The sequence below is a fragment of the Azospirillum sp. TSH20 genome, from assembly GCF_003115935.1.
GTDB lineage: Bacteria > Pseudomonadota > Alphaproteobacteria > Azospirillales > Azospirillaceae > Azospirillum.
In genome coordinates this window covers 67132-86807 of the sequence record NZ_LGQU01000002.1, presented here as the reverse complement: position 1 = coordinate 86807, position 19676 = coordinate 67132, and the positions used below count along the sequence as shown (strand labels likewise).

General features: G+C 66.1%; 20 protein-coding genes and 1 tRNA gene. 12 read left to right on the top strand and 9 right to left on the bottom strand.

What is annotated here, in order from left to right; all coding sequences use genetic code 11:
* Nucleotides 1-22: 22 nt before the first annotated feature.
* Complete coding sequence (locus TSH20_RS01275) at nt 23-1222, bottom strand: deoxyguanosinetriphosphate triphosphohydrolase (protein ID WP_109073021.1); 1200 nt, start codon at nt 1220-1222, stop codon at nt 23-25.
* Nucleotides 1223-1414: 192 nt separating this feature from the next.
* Here TSH20_RS01275 and erpA point away from each other — a divergent pair, with 192 nt between their 5' ends.
* The 8 genes from erpA to pepN all read left to right on the top strand — a co-directional run bounded on the left by erpA (nt 1415) and on the right by pepN (nt 8637).
* Nucleotides 1415-1771, top strand: a complete 357-nt coding sequence (gene erpA / locus TSH20_RS01270) for an iron-sulfur cluster insertion protein ErpA (protein WP_109073020.1) — start codon at nt 1415-1417, stop codon at nt 1769-1771.
* A gap of 35 nt (nt 1772-1806) precedes the next feature.
* Nucleotides 1807-2580 (top strand): exodeoxyribonuclease III, encoded by a 774-nt coding sequence (gene xth, locus TSH20_RS01265; protein WP_109073019.1) that lies wholly within the window; start codon nt 1807-1809, stop codon nt 2578-2580.
* A 119-nt stretch (nt 2581-2699) separates the two neighbouring features.
* A complete protein-coding gene (locus tag TSH20_RS01260; protein WP_109073018.1) occupies nt 2700-3272 on the top strand; it encodes a hypothetical protein in 573 nt (190 codons plus the stop codon).
* Between the two features lie 71 nt (nt 3273-3343).
* Nucleotides 3344-3433, top strand: a tRNA-Ser gene (locus tag TSH20_RS01255).
* 591 nt (nt 3434-4024) lie between these two features.
* Nucleotides 4025-4555, top strand: coding sequence for a hypothetical protein (locus tag TSH20_RS01250; RefSeq protein ID WP_109073017.1), 531 nt, complete (start codon nt 4025-4027; stop codon nt 4553-4555).
* Nucleotides 4556-4756: 201 nt separating this feature from the next.
* Nucleotides 4757-5197: a hypothetical protein gene (locus tag TSH20_RS01245; protein ID WP_109073016.1), complete on the top strand. Its 441-nt coding sequence runs from the start codon at nt 4757-4759 to the stop codon at nt 5195-5197.
* A 25-nt stretch (nt 5198-5222) separates the two neighbouring features.
* Nucleotides 5223-5840 (top strand): hypothetical protein, encoded by a 618-nt coding sequence (locus tag TSH20_RS01240; RefSeq protein WP_109073015.1) that lies wholly within the window; start codon nt 5223-5225, stop codon nt 5838-5840.
* A gap of 139 nt (nt 5841-5979) precedes the next feature.
* On the top strand, nt 5980-8637 hold the full coding sequence (gene pepN, locus TSH20_RS01235; RefSeq protein ID WP_109073014.1) for an aminopeptidase N: 2658 nt from the start codon (nt 5980-5982) through the stop codon (nt 8635-8637).
* A gap of 137 nt (nt 8638-8774) precedes the next feature.
* On the opposite strand, the gene TSH20_RS01230 is transcribed toward pepN, so the two are convergent.
* From TSH20_RS01230 to TSH20_RS01220, 3 genes are all read right to left on the bottom strand, one after another.
* Nucleotides 8775-9155, bottom strand: a complete 381-nt coding sequence (locus tag TSH20_RS01230; RefSeq protein WP_109073013.1) for a cytochrome c family protein — start codon at nt 9153-9155, stop codon at nt 8775-8777.
* 130 nt (nt 9156-9285) lie between these two features.
* Nucleotides 9286-9996, bottom strand: coding sequence for a carbon monoxide dehydrogenase subunit G (locus TSH20_RS01225; protein ID WP_109073012.1), 711 nt, complete (start codon nt 9994-9996; stop codon nt 9286-9288).
* Between the two features lie 158 nt (nt 9997-10154).
* Nucleotides 10155-10613, bottom strand: coding sequence for a hypothetical protein (locus TSH20_RS01220; RefSeq protein WP_109073011.1), 459 nt, complete (start codon nt 10611-10613; stop codon nt 10155-10157).
* Between the two features lie 211 nt (nt 10614-10824).
* Between TSH20_RS01220 and folK the strand changes: the two genes are divergently transcribed.
* The 3 genes from folK (at nt 10825) to TSH20_RS35210 (ending at nt 12331) form a co-directional block, all read left to right on the top strand.
* Nucleotides 10825-11355 (top strand): 2-amino-4-hydroxy-6-hydroxymethyldihydropteridine diphosphokinase, encoded by a 531-nt coding sequence (folK, locus tag TSH20_RS01215; RefSeq protein ID WP_109073010.1) that lies wholly within the window; start codon nt 10825-10827, stop codon nt 11353-11355.
* Between the two features lie 113 nt (nt 11356-11468).
* Nucleotides 11469-11876, top strand: coding sequence for a dihydroneopterin aldolase (locus TSH20_RS01210; protein WP_247874412.1), 408 nt, complete (start codon nt 11469-11471; stop codon nt 11874-11876).
* A 296-nt stretch (nt 11877-12172) separates the two neighbouring features.
* A complete protein-coding gene (locus TSH20_RS35210; RefSeq protein ID WP_167393189.1) occupies nt 12173-12331 on the top strand; it encodes a hypothetical protein in 159 nt (52 codons plus the stop codon).
* Nucleotides 12332-12486: 155 nt separating this feature from the next.
* On the opposite strand, the gene TSH20_RS01205 is transcribed toward TSH20_RS35210, so the two are convergent.
* The 5 genes from TSH20_RS01205 to TSH20_RS01185 all read right to left on the bottom strand — a co-directional run bounded on the left by TSH20_RS01205 (nt 12487) and on the right by TSH20_RS01185 (nt 18592).
* Nucleotides 12487-12867, bottom strand: a complete 381-nt coding sequence (locus TSH20_RS01205; RefSeq protein WP_109073008.1) for a response regulator — start codon at nt 12865-12867, stop codon at nt 12487-12489.
* 16 nt (nt 12868-12883) lie between these two features.
* Nucleotides 12884-15997 (bottom strand): efflux RND transporter permease subunit, encoded by a 3114-nt coding sequence (locus TSH20_RS01200; protein ID WP_109073007.1) that lies wholly within the window; start codon nt 15995-15997, stop codon nt 12884-12886.
* A gap of 4 nt (nt 15998-16001) precedes the next feature.
* Complete coding sequence (locus TSH20_RS01195) at nt 16002-17171, bottom strand: efflux RND transporter periplasmic adaptor subunit (protein WP_109073006.1); 1170 nt, start codon at nt 17169-17171, stop codon at nt 16002-16004.
* Nucleotides 17172-17274: 103 nt separating this feature from the next.
* Complete coding sequence (locus tag TSH20_RS01190; protein ID WP_109073005.1) at nt 17275-17622, bottom strand: hypothetical protein; 348 nt, start codon at nt 17620-17622, stop codon at nt 17275-17277.
* A gap of 94 nt (nt 17623-17716) precedes the next feature.
* Nucleotides 17717-18592: a glycosyltransferase gene (locus tag TSH20_RS01185; RefSeq protein WP_247871204.1), complete on the bottom strand. Its 876-nt coding sequence runs from the start codon at nt 18590-18592 to the stop codon at nt 17717-17719.
* Between the two features lie 423 nt (nt 18593-19015).
* Between TSH20_RS01185 and TSH20_RS01180 the strand changes: the two genes are divergently transcribed.
* Nucleotides 19016-19642 carry an ATP-dependent Clp protease proteolytic subunit gene (locus tag TSH20_RS01180; RefSeq protein WP_109073003.1) on the top strand — a complete coding sequence of 209 codons (627 nt, stop codon included), beginning with the start codon at nt 19016-19018 and terminating at the stop codon, nt 19640-19642.
* Nucleotides 19643-19676: the final 34 nt, after the last annotated feature.

Sequence of the window (19676 nt, the reverse complement as noted above, 5' to 3'; positions counted from 1 at the left end):
CCTCGCGGCTCAGGTCTTCACGTCAGGTCTTCACATGCAGGTCGAACAGCCGGTCATGTTCGGCCAGCGCGTAGCGGTCGGTCATGCCGGCGATATAGTCGGCCACATGGCGGGCACGCACCGCAAGGTCGGCGTCGCCGCCTGCCTTGGCGATGTCGCGCTGCCATTCGGTCGGCAGGGTGTTGGGCTCGTCCATGAACAGCTCGAACAGGGCGCGCACCACGCGCTTGCACTTGCTCATCTCGCGGTTCACACGATAGTGCCGGTACATGCGCTGGCGCAGGAAGGCGCGCAACGGCCGCTGCGCCTCCAGCATCCCGTCGGAGAAGCTGACCATCGCCAGCGGCAGGGCGCGCAGCTCGGCGGCGCTTCCCGGCTTGTGCTCCGCCAGCCGCCGCCGCGTCTCCGTCACCAGATCGACCACCATGGCGTTGATCATCCGCCGCACCGTCTCGTGGATCAGGCGCGGGCGCTCCAGCCCCGGATAGCGGTCGCACACTTCGCGAATGATCGGGCCGACCAGCGGCAGTTCCGCCACCTCCTCGACCGTGAACAGGCCGGCGCGCAGGCCGTCGTCGATGTCGTGGTTGTTGTAGGCGATGTCGTCGGCCAGCGCCGCCACCTGCGCCTCGGCCCCCGGGTTGGTGTGCAGCTCCAGATCCCACTCGCCCTGGAAGGCGGCGATCGTCGTCGGCAGCCGCTGTCCGGGCAGCAGCGGCAGCAGCGGGCCGTTGTGCTTGACCACGCCCTCCACCGCTTCCCAGGTCAGGTTCAGCCCGTCGAACTCGGCATAGCGCCGTTCCAGCCGCGTCAGGATACGCAAGGTCTGGTCGTTGTGGGCAAAGCCGCCGAACGGCTCCATGCAGGCGTTCAGCGCGTCTTCGCCGGCATGGCCGAAGGGGGTGTGGCCAAGGTCGTGGGCCAGCGCCACCGCCTCCGCCAGATCCTCGTTCAGGCCGAGCGTGCGGCTGATGGAGCGGGCGATCTGCGCCACCTCCAGACTGTGGGTCAGCCGGGTGCGGTAATAGTCGCCCTCGTGATAGACGAAGACCTGCGTCTTGTGCTTCAGCCGGCGGAAGGCCCCGGAATGCACGATGCGGTCGCGGTCGCGCTGAAAGCACGAGCGCGTCGGGCTTTCAGGCTCCGCCGTCAGCCGCCCGCGCGTGTCCGCCGGGTTGCAGGCAAAGGGAGCCAGCCGATCGTGGGAACAGTCCGCCGTCATGGGGCGGACACTACCGGCGGGAAAACGCAGGCGCAACGGCGAAGGCGTGCTATGCCCCGCCCCCTGGCGCTGCCGGCGGACAAGCGTGCCAGAAGCGCAACGGTTTGGCGCAAGGGTGCCCATACTTTGACGAAGCCCCCGATCCCCCTTACATTTGTCGCAACTCCCGCACCGCACCAGAGGGGCCATCCCATGCCCGACACCGCACTGCCCACCGAAACCCGCGTCCTCGGCGTCAGCGAAAGCGCCGCCAAGCGCGTCGCCTTCCTGATCGCGCAGGAGGGCAATCCCAACCTGATGCTGCGCCTGACCGTCTCCGGCGGCGGCTGCTCCGGCTTCCAGTACGGCTTCACCTTCGACGAGACCGCGACCGACGAGGACCATGTCTTCGAGAAGGACGGCACCAAGGTGGTCACCGACGACGCCTCGCTCGACCTGCTGGCCGGCGCGACGCTGGATTATGTCGAGGACCTGATGGGCGCCGCCTTCCAGATCAAGAATCCGAACGCCACGGCGTCCTGCGGCTGCGGCAACTCGTTCGCGGTCTAAGGCCGGATAACGAAAAGAAAAGGCAGGCCTGTTTCGTGAAGATCGCCACCTGGAACGTCAACTCGGCGAAGGCCCGCCTTCCGCTGATCACCGACTGGCTGCGCACGGTGTCCCCGGACGTCGTGCTCTTCCAGGAAATCAAATGCGAGACCGCCGCCTTCCCGGCCTCGGCCTTCGAGGATCTCGGCTATCACGTCAATGCCGTCGGGCAGAAAGCCTACAACGGCGTGGCATTGCTGTCGAAGGCCCCGGCGGAGGACCTGCTGACCCGCCTGCCGGGAGAGCCGGAGGACGAACAGGCCCGCTATGTCGAGGCCACTGTGTCGGGCGTGCGCATCGCCTCGCTCTACCTGCCCAACGGCAACCCGGTGCCGGGCGAGAAATTCGCCTACAAGCTGCGCTGGATGGACCGGCTGTACGACCATGCCCGCACCCTGCTGGCGCAGGAGATCCCGGTGGTTCTGGGCGGCGACTACAACATCATCCCCGAAGCACGCGACGTCTTCTCGCCGCAGGCCTTCGCCGGCGACGCGCTGTTCCGCCCGGAATCGCGCGCCAAGTTCCGCGCCCTGCTGAATCTCGGCCTGACCGAGGCGTACCGCGCCCTGCATGACGACGACCGCGCCTATACCTTCTGGGATTATCAGGCCGGCAGCTGGCCGCGCGACAACGGCCTGCGCATCGACCATTTCCTGCTGTCACCGCAGGCCGCCGACCGCCTGGCCGGCTGCACCATCGACCGCGGCCCGCGCGGCCTGGAAAAGGCCTCCGACCACACACCCGTCATCCTCGACCTGCGCGACGCCTGACCGCGGCTGTGGAATCCGCGTGACAAAAAGCATTTTGTTAAAACTTTCGCTTTTAGGATGACTGCGCGCCCCTGATGGCAACCGGGTGGGCGCGGTCATCGGGGGAGCGACGGGCGGGCATGGCGTGGGGACGCGACAACGGCCGGGAACGGGTGAAGTCTCTGCTGGCGGCCTTGGAACGTCAGGCGACCGAGGCCTCCCAGCTTGCCGAGCGCGCCCAGCGCGACATGGGCGACGACCGCTTCGCCTCCTTCCTCGACTTCCGCCGCAAGGTGGAGGAGATCCGCGCCCTGTTCGCCCTGACCGAGGAGCATCTGCACGGCGTCGACGAATCGCGTCTCAGCGACCTGCGCACCGAGTTCGAGCGGATGGATCTTCTGCTGACCCGCATGCTGGTGCGGGCGATGCGCAATTACTTCTCCGGCATGCGCGAGGATCAGGTCCTGCCCATCGGCGCCCGCGAGTTGTTCGAGCCGGAACTGCGCAGCATCGACCAGACCCGCACCCGCCTGCTGAGCCCCCGCTATGCCGACCGCGTGGCGCCGGAGGTTCTGGAGGATCTGGACGCCACGGCGGAGTTGATCCGCAAGACGATAGCCCGCGCCCCCAGCCTGCCCGACTTCTCCGACAGCCCCAGCCCGCCCAAACCGACCCGCCGCCTGCGCACTTTGGGCCGCCCGATCCGGAATTGAGGGGCAATTCGCTGCAGCCTTCGCGCGACACTTGACCCACCGCGACGCATTCGCTACTCCCGTGGGCCGAAGGATGGGTGGCCGAGCGGTTTAAGGCTCCAGTCTTGAAAACTGGCGTAGGTGCAAGCCTACCGTGGGTTCGAATCCCACCCCATCCGCCAACAATTTCCTCCTTTGGAGCAATTGGTTACTTCACACCTTGTGCCACGACAATCTCGATGGCAGGGGATGCTCGCCAACAGAAATTTCCACACCTAATGAATTGGGATTAAATCTATTTTTCACCATAGAACATGGAATCATGTAGGTCGGCTGAAAATCCCGTCGACAATATCACCTTTTTGGTGTATCTGCCCACTCCCCTCTCTATGTACAAAGCTAAACTTGAATGGCTGCGAGTCCGACACAACGTCTTCAATCGGAACCAACGCATGCACTTAGCGGCCTGACTGATTGGCCGGGATTAGCAAAATTAGCGGAGGTAGTCGGGCCAACTGCTGCATTTCTGATATACGTCACCGGCACCTTTTCTCTAACAGTCATCACTCTAACTTGGTTGGCCTTGAGGGCTGAGAAGTTTCGGATTAGGGAAGCCCGCAAGGCTCGCGAGTCTAAACAAGCCTTTATCGAACGCATGCTGGCTGCTAAGCTAGCTGCTATGAACCCACCTCCTATTCCTCCCAAGCCCACCAATCCGAAGGGGAGCCAGGGGAAGCGAGGTATGACGAGCAAAGAGCGAAGGAGGACGTGACATGTTCATATTCCTCTTAGGGTTCGCCGCTGCATTCGCTGGCGGCCTAGCGTCGATGGTGGCTCGGACATTAGTTCGCAATGTCCGTTTTGCTGAGCAGTATGCCACTCAGTATGTCGATGCCGTCGAGGAAATAGTTAAGGATGACAGATTCCCTGTACAAATCACAGGATTCCTAGTTGAAATGGGCAGGCTAGTCGATAATCCGAAGCTTGCTCGTGCGGTAGTGCGTCATTTTATTGGAGTCAAGAAGCTGAAAGCCTCTGAGGAGGGAAAAGATGAGTTCTCTCGCTCGCTTGACCGCCTTGATCTTTCTCAGAAGAACAAGTTCCTTGAGGCAGTATCTCTGTTTCTTGTCGCCGCATCCTATAAAGATCTTATGTACGGCTGGCAGGTTCGAGCCATCATATTGAGCAAATCTCGACAAACCCAAGTCGTGAAAGAGAGCAAAGAATTGGCTAGAATGTTCCCGCCGCACTATGCCTCTTTGCAGCATGACGTGGACTTTGGCAATCTGGCCCGAGTTGGATGATTGAAGCTGAACTTAGACAAGCAAAAGGGCGCCTCGTTAGGCGCCTTTTTTGTTTGGGATATCTATAGGTAAGGCTAACCGATAATCACTCGCGATCTCAACAAGCCCCCAAACCGCATACCTTCATATGACCCCCACCCTTTTGCGCCTCCCCGATTGCTCTGCTAGCGTCCAATCCGGGTTACGGAAGGGGCGCGGACCATGGGACTCATCAGCTTTCTGAAAAAGACCGCCGCCGGTCATACCGACCGGCAGAAGCAGGCGCGGTACGACCGTGCGAACGCGCGGGCCAACGAGTACATGGAGGTGGCGCAGTGGTATGCCGAGGAAGGCGACGGCAACCCGCGCATCCTGCAGAATTATCAGGAACTTGCGGCTCTGCCCTTCCGTCAGGGGCATGCGGCGACGCTGGTCGGCTACCGCAACGACATCACGCGCAAGCTGGGCCACGCCGCCCACATCGGCACCCGGCAGAACCCGTGGATCGCCGCCTTCCTGCGGCCGGACGACGGCACCGTCTATTGCGCCTATGTGCTGCTGCGCGACGACAACCAGCAGTTCGCGCTGATGAAGGCCTACTGGTTCCTGTCCGGCAACGAGACGGAGGCCGGATACAAGCGCCCCGTCTTCGGCGTCCTCTGATCCATTCCGCAGGAAAGTCGCGCACATGCCGAACATCGCCGATCTGGTCGCGAATCCGGAAAGCTTCCTCAAGAACAACCTGATCTGGATCCAGTATCAATCCTACCAGCCCAACTACCGCGTCGGCGGCGTCAAGAGCTTCAGCCTCAGCGACGACGGCATGACCTGCACCCGCAAGGGCACCGGCATCGTCTCGCAATTCTCGACCAAGAACGTCGATGTCTGGTCGGTGCGCTACGACCAGGGCAACCGGCCGGGCAGCTGGAACGCCTACTGGTTGCCCTACGATCAGGATTTCAAGCATCTCGTCGTGCTGGAGGATGAGGCCGACGTGATGTTCACGCCGACGATGGACGGCTGCTCCTTCGGTTTCAGCGATCATGGCGGCGGCACCTACTCCGCCTCCCACGGCAATCTCCAAACCGCCCAGGGACGGATCGACGAGGCCGGACTGCGCCAGGGCATGCGCATGCACGGCACCACCCTGCACAAGTCGCAATACATGAACGTGCCGGGCACCGACGCGGTCAAGGTCACGCTGGTGGGCGTGCGCAACGGCAAGAAATGGCGCTTCTTCTATCAGCAATACATCGACCAGATGGGCGCCTTCACCCTGCTGAAGGTCGCCCAGGTCAAGAGGTAGGGCATTACCGGGCGCGCGCCGCGCCCCTCCCCCATTCCCACTCAAGACAGCCCGTTCCCGCCTTGCTACAGTCCTTGTCCCTCGGACCTGTCCCGACCGGCTTGATCCGCAAGACAGACACAGACCAGAGACAAGGCACATGGACAAAGGCACGCCGAAGGCCATCCGGCTTCAGGACTATCGCCCGCCGGCGCATCTGATCGACACGGTCGACCTGTTCGTCGACCTGGGCGAGGATGTCACCACCGTCCGCGCGGTGCTCGCGATCCGCCGCAACCCGGCCCGCCCCGATGCCGCGACGGAGCCGCTGTCGCTCGACGGGCAGAGGCTGGATCTGGTGTCGGTGGCGCTGGACGGACGGACGCTGGGGCCGGACGAATTCACCGTCACCCCCGATCACCTGATCGTGCTGGAGGTGCCGGACAGCTTCACCCTGGAAACCATCGTCCGCATCAAGCCGCAGGAGAACACGGCGCTGGAAGGGCTCTACAAGTCCTCCGGCAACTTCTGCACGCAATGCGAGGCGGAAGGCTTCCGCAAGATCACCTACTTCATGGACCGGCCGGACGTGATGGCGCGCTACAGCACCACCATCACCGCGGACAAGGCGCGCTATCCGGTGCTGCTTTCCAACGGCAACCTCGCCGCGTCGGGGGATCTTGAGGGCGGGCGCCACTGGGCGCGCTGGGAGGACCCCTTCCCCAAGCCCTGCTACCTGTTCGCGCTGGTCGCCGGCAAGCTCGTCCATGGCGAGGACCATTTCCGCACGGCCTCCGGCCGTGACGTCACCCTGCGCATCTATGTGGAGCCGGGGAACGAGGACAAGATCGACCACGCCATGCGCTCGCTGATCAAGTCGATGCGCTGGGATGAGGAGGTCTATGGTCTGGAATACGACCTCGACATCTTCAACATTGTCGCGGTCGGCGATTTCAACATGGGGGCGATGGAAAACAAGTCGCTCAACGTCTTCAACACCAAATACATCCTGGCCAAGCCGGAAACCGCGACCGACACCGATTTCCTCAACATCGAGGCGGTGGTCGCGCACGAGTATTTCCACAACTGGACCGGAAACCGCGTCACCTGCCGCGACTGGTTCCAGCTGTCGCTGAAGGAAGGGCTGACCGTCTTCCGCGACCAGGAATTCTCGTCCGACATGCATTCCCGCGCGGTGAAGCGCATCGCCGACGTCCAGGGGCTGCGCACCGTGCAGTTCCAGGAGGATGCCGGCGCCATGGCCCATCCGGTGCGCCCGGACAGCTATGTCGAGATCAACAACTTCTACACCCCCACCGTCTACAACAAGGGTGCGGAAGTCATCCGCATGATCCACACCCTGCTGGGGCCGGAGAAGTACCGCAAGGGCACCGACCTTTACTTCCAGCGTCATGACGGACAGGCGGTGACCTGCGACGATTTCGTCGCCGCCATGGCCGATGCCAGTGGCGTCGACCTGACCCAGTTCCAGCTGTGGTACCGCCAGTCCGGCACGCCGGAACTGGACATTGCCGGCAACTACGATTCGGCCGCCAAAACCTTCACCCTGACGGTGAAGCAGACGGTGCCGCCGACGCCGGGCCAGCCGACCAAGCAGCCGATGCACATCCCGCTGGTGGTTGGCCTGCTCGGTCCCGACGGGCAGGACCTGCCGCTGCGCCTGGACGGTGAGGACGCCGCCGCCGGCACCAGCCGCATCCTGCATGTGACGGCGGAAAACCAGAGCTTCACCTTCCGCGACATCCCGGCCCGGCCAGTGCCGTCGCTGCTGCGCGGCTTCTCGGCCCCGGTGAAGCTGAAGACCGACCTGACCGACGCCGACCTCACCTTCCTGATGGCGCATGACAGCGACGCCTTCAACCGGTGGGAGGCCGGCCAGATTCTCGGCACCCGCATCCTGCTGAATCTGGTCGCCGACCAGCAGGCCGGGCGCGATCTGGTGCTGCCGGAGGGCTATGCCGACGCCTTCGCCAAGATCCTGGATGATGCGCAGCGCGACCCCGCCTTCGCCGCCCAGGCGCTGGTGCTGCCGACGGAGGCCTATCTCGGCACCCAGATGCCGGTGGTCGATCCCGACGCCATCCACGCGGTGCGGGAATTCGCCCGCAAGACGCTGGCCGGGCGCCTGCGGGCGAAGTTCCTCGACCTCTACCGCCGCAACAGCAGCCAGGAGCCCTTCTCCGTCGATGCCGAGGCCATCGGCAAGCGGGCGCTGAAGAACCTGTGCCTTGCCTATCTGATGGCGCTGGAGGACGCGGAGGCGCTGGACCTTTGCCTGACCCAGTATCGCACCGCCCAGGGCATGACCGACGAGATCGCGGCGCTGCAGTTCCTGTCCAACGCCGCCTCGCCGGAAGGAGAGAAGGCGCTGGCCGACTTCTACGAGCGCTGGAAGGGCGAGGCGCTGGTGGTCGACAAGTGGTTCAGCGTGCAGGCGATGTCGCACCGCGCCGACACGCTGGCCCGCGTCACCGCCCTGCTCGGCCATCCGGCCTTCGAGATCCGGAACCCGAACAAGGTGTATGCGCTGATCGGCGGCTTCGCCAATGGCAACCCGGTCCGCTTCCATGACGCCAGCGGCGCCGGCTATCGCTTCCTGGCCGATCAGGTCCTGCGTCTGGACCCGATGAACCCACAGGTTGCAGCCCGGCTGATGGGACCCTTCTCCCGTCTGCGGCGGTATGACGCGGCCCGTCAGGGGCTGATGAAGGCCGAATTGCAGCGGATCGTCGCCACGCCGGGCCTGTCGCCCGACGTTTACGAGGTCGCCAGCAAGAGCCTGGAGGCTGCCGGCTGAGACTCGGGACCAAAGGACTAGGCCGAAAAGCAGAGATTCCTAAAAACGAAGGGCCGGCGGCATCGCCACCGGCCCTTTCGCCGTCCGTGATCCCCCGGCCATGATGCCCTCGGGCGCCCGACCGGGGGAAAGCGGTCTTACTTCTGTTCGGACAGGAAGGCGATCAGGTCGGCGCGCTTGGCGTCGTCCTTCAGGCCGGCGAAGGCCATCGTGCCGCCCGGGACGATTTCCTTCGGCGCCTTGATGTAGGCGTCCAGGTTCTCCGGGGTCCAGACCAGACCGCCGGCGCCCTTTTCCTTCATCGGGGCCGAGTACTTGAAGCCCTCGATCGAACCGGCCGGACGGCCGACGACGCCGAACAGCGACGGACCGACCTTGTTCTTGCCCTGCTCGGCGGTGTGGCAGGCCATGCAGACCTTGAAGACTTCCTTGCCGGCGGCGGCGTCGGCCGCCTGGGCGGCACCGGCACCCATCACGACCGCGGCGATGGCGGCAACGCCCATCAACAGCTTCTTCATTCTTCGGCTTCCCTTCCGATGGATCCACCGGCCGACGGCGCCGGCCGGAATCGCGCGGCAGCATACACATTCCGTAAGGGGCTCAAACCCCCTTTGATGCCGCCGTACGACCAATGAACAATTTGCCGCGCTAATTCATCCAGGCAAGCGCCGCGAACAGAACCACAACTACAAGGAGCGCCGCCCACGGCACGTAGAAATTGCCCGTTCCGCCCCCCTTGCCACGGCCGACCGGCAGCGGCAGCGGGATCTCCGGCGGCGGTTCCGCCATGCGGGTGGCGGGCTTGGAGGCCGCGGCTGTCGCCGGTTCGGAATAGACGGCCGGACGGACGGCAGGCTGGGGGGCGGTGGCCGCTTCGGTTGCCGCCACCGGTTCAGCCACGGGCGCCGCCTCGGCCGGGGCGGGACCGACGATCTGGGTGAAGCGGGCGAAGAACTCCTCCGCCATCTTGCGGGCGGTGGCGTCGACCAGCCGGGAGCCGATCTGCGCCAGCTTTCCGCCGACCTGGGCCTTGGCGGTGTAGGTCAGCAGCGTGGCGCCGCCATCGTCGGCCAGCGTCACGGTGGCGCCGCCCTTGCCGAAGCCGGCGGCACCTCCCGACCCTTCGCCGGTGATGGTGTAGCCGTTGGGCGGGTCCAGGTCGGACAGGGTGACCTTGCCGGCGAATTTGGCGCTGACCGGGCCGACCTTGGCGACGACCTTGGCCGTCATCTCGGTGTCGGACTGCCGGACGACCTCCTCGCAGCCGGGGATGCACTGCCGCAGGATCTCCGGATCGTTCAGCGCCGCCCACACCGCGTCGCGGCTGGCCTCGATCCGGTGGCTTCCGCTCATATCCATGGTTCGTGGTTCCTCCAACCCAATTGCCAACCCTGATGCGGCCCTTTGCGGGCGTCTCTCGCCCCGGCTGCGGCCGGGGTTACGGTCGAGAATATGGCATTACTGGGCGCTGCGACAGCCCCGGCCGCCTCATCTCAAAGTCTTACCCGTGAACGTCCTCACCCGCGCGGCGCCATGCAGTTGCTGACGATCGGCGTGCAGGCCGACAGCGTGGCCCCGGCCGGGTAGCTGACCTGCTCCACCGTGCCGCGCGGGCCGATCACCACCGTCGCCTCGCAGCCGGTGGAGGTGCTGCCGCCGACCGGCACCCCGAAGCCGAGGCCGAGCCCAACCCCGCCGCTGCCGCCGAAGCTGCCGGCGCCGATGCCGATGCTGCTGCCGGGGCTGTAGGCCACCGCCGGGCGGGCGACGTAGGTGTAGTATTCGCGCCCCGCCGCCGTCGCCTGACGGTCCGGAACGCCGGCGCAGGCCAGCAGGTCGGCCTTGGGCATGCCGACCATGGCGGTCTGGGCGCGGCGCGCGATCTCCGGATCGGGACCGGTGGCGCAGCCGGCAAGGAGGACGGCCGTGCCGCCGAGAAGGATCATCGCAGCGCCCACGGTCCTTGCCTTACCCATGGCCTTATCCATCCCTTGGCCCATGTCTCGTCCTCCACCAGAATATCGTGTCATCGCCGGATTCTTCTCAACCGGTTGATACAGTGCTGAAACCCCGCCGCCGCCCGTCCGTTCCCGGGAGGGTCTTTGCGGCCCGGAAGTGACGGACGGGCCCGGATTTGCTAGGAGTTCCGTCCCCTGTCCATACCAGCATATCGGAACCGCCGACGCCATGGCCGAGCTTACGCCCTCCCCTTCTCCCTCCGCCTCTGCCGTGACGGTGTATCTCGCGCTCGGCGGCAACATGGGCGACCGCGCCGCCAACCTCGCCGAGGCGATCCGGCGGCTGGGCGAGGCGGTGGAGATCGACGCCCAGTCCGCCCTGTACGAGACGGCGCCGATGTATGTGACCGACCAGCCGGCCTTCCTGAACATGGCGGTGCGCGGCACCACCCGGCTCGGCCCGGTGGAGCTGCTGCGCTTCATGAAGGAGATCGAGGCGACGCTGGGCCGCGATCTCGGCGGCCTGCGCTTCGGTCCGCGCCCCATCGACATCGACATCCTGCTCTACGACGACCGCGTGGTGGCGGAGCCTGATCTGGAAATCCCCCACCCCCGCATGGCGGAGCGCGCCTTCGTGCTCTGCCCGCTGGCCAACATCGCCGCCGACATCGTCCACCCGGTGCTGAACCGGCGGATCGACGCCCTGCGCGACGAGGTTCCCGGCCGCGAGACCGTCGTCCGCATCGCCGACAGGCTTTGACGGGCGGCTCGCCGAGTGCGGTGGCCCAAGTGCGGTGGCATGCGGCGGCCGCACCGCTTATAGTGCCGGCCTGAACGCAACGCCGGCGCCCGCCCGCCGGCCGGGAGAGTGTGTTGTCGGACGATAGCGTGAAACGGACCATGCTGGTCCAGCCGGGCGGCGCGCCGCTCACCTACACCATTCTGGTGCGCGGCTTCTCCGCCGCCGTGGCGCTTGCCGGCCGCACCGACCGGCCGGACGTCCGCTTCGACCTGACGCTGACCGTCACCCATCCCGGCCCCGGCTTTCCCGACGACATCGCCGCGGTGATGTCTTACGAGGACATCGTCGAAGACTTGCGCCGTCTTTGTGCCGAATCCAACGTATCGGGTGCCGAATACTTGGCCGATCGCGCCGCGGACCTCTGCCTGTCCCATGCCAAAGTGCGCCTGGTCCAGGTCGACGTCACCATTCCCGCGGCCGACTCGGGCGATTCGGCGGCCGGCACCAGCCTGACGCGCGGCCGGCCGGGACAGCCGTAACCGCGCCCGCCACCGCCGCGCGGCTGATCATTACTGCATGGAACAAAGATATAGCGGCTGTTGACAAAAGGACGGGTGACATTACCACCCCATCTGAGTTATGGTCGCCATATTGTATTTTAGACCCACAATCCGGGCCGGACGGGGTATATCCCCGGCGGCGATCCGGATACCGAAAGCCGAGACGAGCGCGCAGCAGGGATTAGGCCAATCGCCATTGCCGGCTTCGACCGTCCGCCGATCCCCCTTCCGGGACGGCAACGGCCCCCGGAAGCCGGACTCTAAGGGAGGGACGCATGGACCGCAGCACGACGCCGACCCTTTCCGAACTGCTCGAAGATCCGATCGTGATCGCCGTGATGGCGCGCGATGGGATTAGCCCCGACAGCGTCCAGCAGCTCTTCGAACGCCTCCGCCGGAGCCGACGAGTACAGGAAGAACGGCTCGCCGCCTGACCTGCGGGCACCCTGACCCGAGCGTCGGAGACGCTCCCGGATAGACTCCGGATAGGCATTGAATAAGGCCCGGTCAGGCCAATCGGCTGGAACACCTCAAACGAAGCGCCGCCTCCCACCGGAGGGCGGCGCTTCGCGCTTCGGGGAAAGGTGCCTCACCCCTCCAGAACCTCGCGCACGACCTCCATCACCTCGGCCGGGGTGAAGGGCTTGCGCAGGGTGCGGTGCGCGCCCAGCGCCTCCGCCACCGGCAGCACGTCCAGCGAGGCGCGGGCGCCGCCGCCGGAAATCGCGATGATCTTCAGCGCCGGCGCGCCGCGTCGCAACTCCATAATCGTCGCCAGCCCCTCCTGGTTCGGCATGAAGATGTCGGTGATGACCAGATCGACGGGATGGCCGGCCGGCCGGTCGCGGAACCGCAACATCCCCTCCACCCCGTCGCGGGCGCCGACCGCCTCATGGCCGGCCATCGTCAGCGTGCGCAGCAGCACCGCGCGGGCCACGTCGTCGTCGTCGATGATCAGCACGCTGGCCATGGCGCCGGTCCCCTCCTCACTCCGCCGGATGGGGCACGCCGTGGGCGGCGCCCCCATCGGCGCCCTGCTCCGCAGCCTCGTCCCGCATCGGCTTCTTGCGGGCGAGATAGCTGTAGACCGTCGGCACGACGAACAGCGTCAGCAGCGTGCCCAGCGTCATGCCGCCGACGATGACGGCGCCGATGGCCTGCCGGCTTTCGGCACCCGCCCCCTTGGCGTAGGCCAGCGGCACCGCGCCCAGCACCATGGCGCCGGTGGTCATCAGGATCGGACGCAGGCGCAGCACGGCGGCCTCCTCCACCGCCTTGCGGATGTCGGTCCCGGCGCGCTGGAGCTGGTTGGCGAACTCCACGATCAGGATGCCGTGCTTGGTGATGAGGCCGACCAGGGTGACGAGACCGATCTGGCTGTAGACGTTCATTGTCCCGCCGCTCATCTGCAGGGCGGCCAGCGCGCCGGTCATCGACAGCGGCACCGTCAGCATGATGACGAAGGGGTCGATGAAGCTCTCGAACTGCGCCGCCAGCACCAGATAGATGAAGGCCAGCGCCAGCACGAAGACGAAATAGAGCCCGGTCGCCGATTCACGGAACTCGCGGCTCTGCCCGGCATAGTCGGTCTGGGCGGTCGCCGGCAACACCTTGTTCGCCGCCGCCTGCATCACCGCCAGCGCCTCGCCCAGCGAGGTTCCCGGCGCCAGCGTCGCGGTGATGGTGGCGGAGCGCAGCTTGTTGAAGTGGTTCAGCTCCTTCGGGGCCACCCGCTCCTCGACCTTCACCAGATTGGCGAGCGAGATCATCTGCCCCGGCCCACCCGTAGCCGAGGTGCCGCCGCGCACATAGATGCCGGCGATGTCGTCCGGATTCCGGCGGTCGACATTGGCGACCTGGACGATCACGTCATACTGCTTGCCGTCCTTCTTGAAGCGCGTGACCTGCCGTCCGCCCAACAGCGTTTCCAGCGTGCGGCCGACAGTGTCGACATCCACCCCCAGATCGGCCGACTTGTCGCGATCCAGCGACACCCGCAATTCCGGCTTGTTCAGCTTCAGGTCGGTGTCGATGTTGGTCAGGCCGGGGAAGTTGCGCGCCTCCGCCATCATGGCGTTGACCATCGTCTGCAGTTCCTCGAAGGGCAGCGAGGTCTGGATGACGAAATTGACCGGCTTGTCGATCGGGCTCTGCCCCAGCGACGGCGGGTTGGTGACGAAGCCCAGGATGCCGGGGATGCCGAACATCTTGGGGAACAGCTGGGCGGTGATCGCCTGCTGCTTCACGTCGCGCTGGTCCCAGTCGATCAGGCGGACGAAGGCGATGCCCTGGTTCACCACGGGGAAGCCGACGACGACGAAGAACTTCTCCAGCACCGGGATCTGGCGGAACAGCGCCTCCATCCGCTGGGCGTAACCCATGGTGTAGTCGAGCGTCGAGCCTTCCGGCGCGATGGCGATGCCGACAATGGTGCCGCGGTCCTCGACCGGTGCCAGTTCCGATTTCAGCCCGGTGAACAGCACGTAACTCGCCGCCGCGACGCCCAGCCCGATCAGCAGCACCAGCGGCCGGGCCCGCAGGGACAGGCGCAGCAGCCCTCGGTAGCCGTTGGTCATCCCTTCCAGGAACCGCTCGATGGCGCGGTAGAGCAGGCCGTGCTTCGTCTCGTGCTTCAGCAGCTTGGAGCACATCATCGGCGACAGCGTCAGCGCCACGAAGCCCGACACGATCACCGCGCCGGCAAGCGTCAGCGCGAATTCGGTGAACAGCCGCCCGGTGCGCCCCGTCATGAAACCGATGGGCGCGTACACGGCCGCCAGCGTGATGGTCATGGCGATGACGGCAAAACCGATCTCGCGCGATCCCTTCAGCGCCGCCTGGAACGGGTTCATCCCCTCTTCCACATAGCGGAAGATGTTCTCCAGCATAACGATGGCGTCGTCGACGACGAGGCCGATGGCCAGCACCATCGACAGCAGGGTCAGCGTGTTGATGGAGAAGCCGAAGGCGTACATCAGGGCGAAGCCGCCGATCAGCGACACCGGGATGGTCACCAGCGGCACCAGCGTCGCCCGCAGCGAGCGCAGGAAGAAGAAGATCACCAGCACGACCAGGATGATCGCTTCGAAGATCGTGTGGAACACCGCATCGATCGACTTGGCGATGAAGACCGAGCTGTCATAGGCGACATCCACCCCCATGCCCTCGGGCAGGGCGGCGGTGATCTTCGGCAGCGCCTCGTTGACCGCCTTCGACACGTCCAGCGGGTTGGCGGTGGATTGCTTCACCACGCCGATGGCGACGGCGCCGCGGCCGTTGAAGCGGGCGCTGACCCGCTCGTCCAGCGCGCCCAGCTCCGCCCGGCCGATGTCGCGCAGCCGGACCAGATAGCCCGCGTCGTCGCGCAGGATGATGTTCTCGAACTCGGCCGGACTGCGCAGGTCGGTTTCCGAGACCACGGTGAACTCGCGCGCCACGCTTTCGACGCGCCCCGCCGGGATCTCGACATTCTGCCGGCGCAGCGCGTTCTCGACATCCTGCGGCGTCACCCGGTAGGCGGCCATCCGCTGTGGGTCGAGCCAAAGCCGCATGGCGAAGCGGCGCTCGCCGAAGATGCGCACCTGCGCCACGCCGGGCAGGTTCTGCAGCCGGTCCTTGACGTAGCGGTCGGCGAAGTCCGTCACCTCCAGCGGCGAATGCCGGTCGGAGGAAAAGGCGAGATAGATGATCGGCTGGGCGTCGGCCTCCACCTTGGCGATGACCGGCTCGTCGATCTCCGACGGCAGGGCGGCGCGGACGCGGCCCACCCGGTCGCGCACATCGCTGGCGGCGACATCGACGTTGCGGTCCAGACGGAATCGCAGGGTGATCTGCGACTTCTCCGCCCTGCTGATCGAGGACATCACGTCGATGCCCTCGATGCCGGCGAGGCTGTCCTCCAGCGTCTGGGTCACCTGGCTTTCGATGATCTGGGCGGAAGCGCCTTTATAGGTCGTCTCCACCGTGACGACCGGCTCGTCGATCTTGGGATATTCGCGCACCGACAGGCGCTGGTACGACACGATGCCGATCAGCATCAGGGCGAGGCTCATCACCGTCGCCAGGACGGGACGGCGGACCGAAATCTCGGACAGGATCATCGACTTAGCTCCCCGACGATGCGTTGGGGGCCGGCTTGTTCGGAACCACCGCCACCGGCGCGCCGTCGCGGATCTTCAGCTGGCCGGCGGTGACCACCATGTCGCCGGGGGCGAGACCCTTGGAAATCTCCACCTCCGCATTGCGGCGTTCGCCCAGCGTGACGCGGGTCTGCGTCACCTTGCCGTCCACCACCTTGAAGACATACTGGTCCTTGCCGAAGGCGACGATGGCCTGTTCCGGCACCAGCACCGCGTCGGGCACCGTGGTCAGCGTCAACGACACGCGCGCGAACAGGCCGGGGCGCAGCGAACCGTCCGGGTTGGGCACGCGGGCGCGGATCGCCAGCGCGCGGCCGTTCACGTCCACCAGCGGGTCGATGGCATAGACGGTGCCGTCGAAGCTGCGTCCGCCGAAGGCATCCACCGCCACCTTCACCGTCTGCCCGACCTTCACCGCCGGCAGGAACATCTCCGGCACGCGAAAGTCCAGCTTCAGCGTGTCGATGTCCTCCAGGTTCACGATGTCCTTGCCGGCCTGGACGAAATCGCCGACCGACACCTTGCGCAGGCCCAGCACGCCGTCGAAGGGCGCGGTGATGACCTGCTTGTCGAGCTGCGCCTTGGCCAGCTGCACCGCCGCCTCGTCGGCCAGCAGCTTGGCGGAGGCCTGTTCGCGGTTGCGCAGGGGACCGGAGTTCTGGCGCACCAGCTGGTCGGCGCGCGACAGCTCGGCGCGGGAAAAGGCGATGCTCGCCTGCGCCTGGGCCAGCGTGGCGCGGGCGATGGCGTCGTCCAGCCGGACCAGCACGGTGCCCTTGGCGACGCGCTGCCCCTCCTTGAAGGCGACCTCGCTGATGCGGCCGGCGATCTCCGGCCGGATCACCACCGATTCGTTGGACAGCAGCGACCCGACGGCGGTCACCGTCCGCTCCACCACCCCGACGCGGACCGGAACGGCCTCCACCGGCATCGGCGGCGCGCCGCCCGGCGGCTTGGCGCCACCCGAGGCTCCCCCCGAGGCGCCTCCGGGAGCGGGCGCACCGCCGGACACGGCACCGGTCACCATCGCGGTCAGCCCGGCGACGGTCCCGCCCTGCTTCACGAAATACCAGTAAGCCCCGCCGGCGAGAGCCGCCAGGACGAGAAGTGCAGCGATGCGAAGCGTGTGGCGCATGGAACCGGAATCCGGACGGGTTTCACCTTGCCGCAGCGCAACCGAAAAGGGCGCCGGGCAAACTGAACTATATCGTTCAGTTCACATCCGGAGTCGAGAAGGTTCAGCGATCAGAACCGTCCGCCGGTCCGTTTGTGACGGCCACGTCCTGAGGCCCTCCGCTCTCTAGCCGGCCGGCCCGCATCGGCACCGTCCGGCCGCCGCACAGCGTCACCCACAGATCGGCGGGATCGCCGGCCGTTACCGGTTCGTCGCCGTCCATCCGGCGGACTTCTCCGCCCTCCAAATCGAGCCCCGGCGCGCAGCAGGGCGATTCGCCGGCCGCCACCAGCGCGCGGACGCGGCCATTCTCGATCCGGATGTCACGAAATCCGTCATGGACCCGCGCGTTCTTCAGCCAGAACTTCCCATTGGCGGGAATGCGGGCGAGGCAGCAGGTCGGGGCGTTCATGGAATTTACCCGTGTCCGGTCCGGCGATGTGCGACGCACCAAAGCTGACACAAAATGGTAAAGCAAAGCCAGCGGGAGCTTGGCCTTTACGGGTTTACCCCTCCCCCAGCGCCAGGAACTCCTGGAAATTGGCGCAGCGGCCGGCCTTGAAGGCGGCCTCATAGGCGGCGTTGCGGGCGCGCTTGGCGGCGATGGCTTGCGTGAACCGATGGCGAAGCCCGTCGTCGCGGATGCCCAGCCCGTCGCCGGCCAGCCGGTCCAGCACATGGCGGTAACAGCGCTCCGCCCGCTCGCCGCTGTCGGCGGAGAAGGTGATGGAGCCGGCGCGCTGGCGATATTCATAGAAGGGCGTCGCCACCAGCGGCACCGGGCCGGTGGCGTCGAGCACCCGGACATTGAAGACCACGTCGTCGCAGAAATTCACGTCCTCGTCCCAGCCCGGCACCAGAGCGCGCCGCACCACCGGAAACATCGGCACGGAGGTCGCCACGAATCCCTCGCCGTCCAGCAGCGCCGGGGCCTGCCGCTCATCAAACAGGCGCAGCAGCGGCGAATCGTCCTCGTCGCGCACCACGGCGACATTGTCGAAGGCCGCACCATGGGCCAGCGCCAGCGGAGCCAGCGCGGACAGCCGGCCGGGGCGGAAGCGGTCGTCGGCGTCCAGCGGCGCCACCAGCGCCAGCCGCGCAGCATCCAGCCCGGCATTGCGCGCGGCGGGCGCCCCGGCGCCGACCCTGCCGGTGCTTGCGAAGACCAGCCGCGGGTCGTCGATCCCGGCGGCCTGCAGAGTCGGGCGGTAATCGGTGCCGTCGTCGCTGACGATCACCGCCTCCCACGCCGTCCAATCCTGCTCCAGCAGGCTCTGCACCGCCCGGACGATGGTGCCGTGGGCGCGGTGGGCTGCGATGATGACCGATACGCCCGCCGACCTATCGTCGCAGGCACCCTGCCCCATTCCGGTCCCGGCCATTCCGTCGCATCCCAGTTCAATTGGCGGGCGGAGTTTGGCCGCGTCGGGCGAACGGCGTCAATGCCGCGCCACCGGTTTTCCGCCGCCCCTTACCCGTGCCGCCGCCTCGTGGTAGGAAAGACCATCGTGCCGCGCCAACCGGGCCGCGCCAACTGGAAGGACACCCGCGTGTTCGGTGAATGGAACAGTGGAACATCCCCGGAAAACTGTTTCACGCGGTTCCAAACGTTCCATTCGGCCCCACCCCCACCCATGGCCCTACCCATCGATTTTGGCCGGCCGGACGTTGAACATGAAGGCCGGACGGGCTATGTGGTGAAGCAGGCAAGGCGCATGCGGCAGCGGGACGGCAGCCGGGGGATTTCTCCGGCGGCGCATCCCGGTCCCGATACCCCGCTTCCGATACCAGGGAGAAGAACATCAATGGCGCAGGTCGGATACACCCGGTTCGACGACGAACCTGAAAAGGAACCGGACGAGAAGTCGAAGGAAAGCGCCCAGCCGCAGTTCGCCGCCGTGCAGCAGAGCCTGTTCAAGGCGCGTACGGTCCTGATCTTCGGCCAGATCGACATGAAGCTGGCGCAGGTCGTGTCGGCCCAGCTGCTGGCGCTCGCGCATGAGAACGACGACGACATCACCGTCGTGGTCAACTCGCCGGGCGGCCATGTCGAGGCGGGCGACACCATCCACGACATGATCCGCTTCATCAAGCCGCGGGTGAAGATGCTGGGCACGGGCTGGGTCGCCAGCGCCGGCTGCCACATCTATCTGGCGGCGAAGAAGGAAGACCGTTTCTGCCTGCCCAACACCCGCTTCCTGATCCACCAGCCGCTGGGCGGAACGGGCGGCCGGGCGACGGACATCGCCATCGAGGCGAAGGAAATCATCCGCATGCGCGAGCGTCTGAACCAGATCATCGCGCGTGAGACCGGGCAGCCGTACGAAAAGGTCGCCAAGGACACCGACCGCAACTACTGGATGCTCGCCGAAGAGGCGAAGGACTACGGCATCGTCAGCCACGTCATCAACACGATGGACGAGCTGAAGTAACGGTTCCACGATAGACCAAAGAAATTGGGCCTTT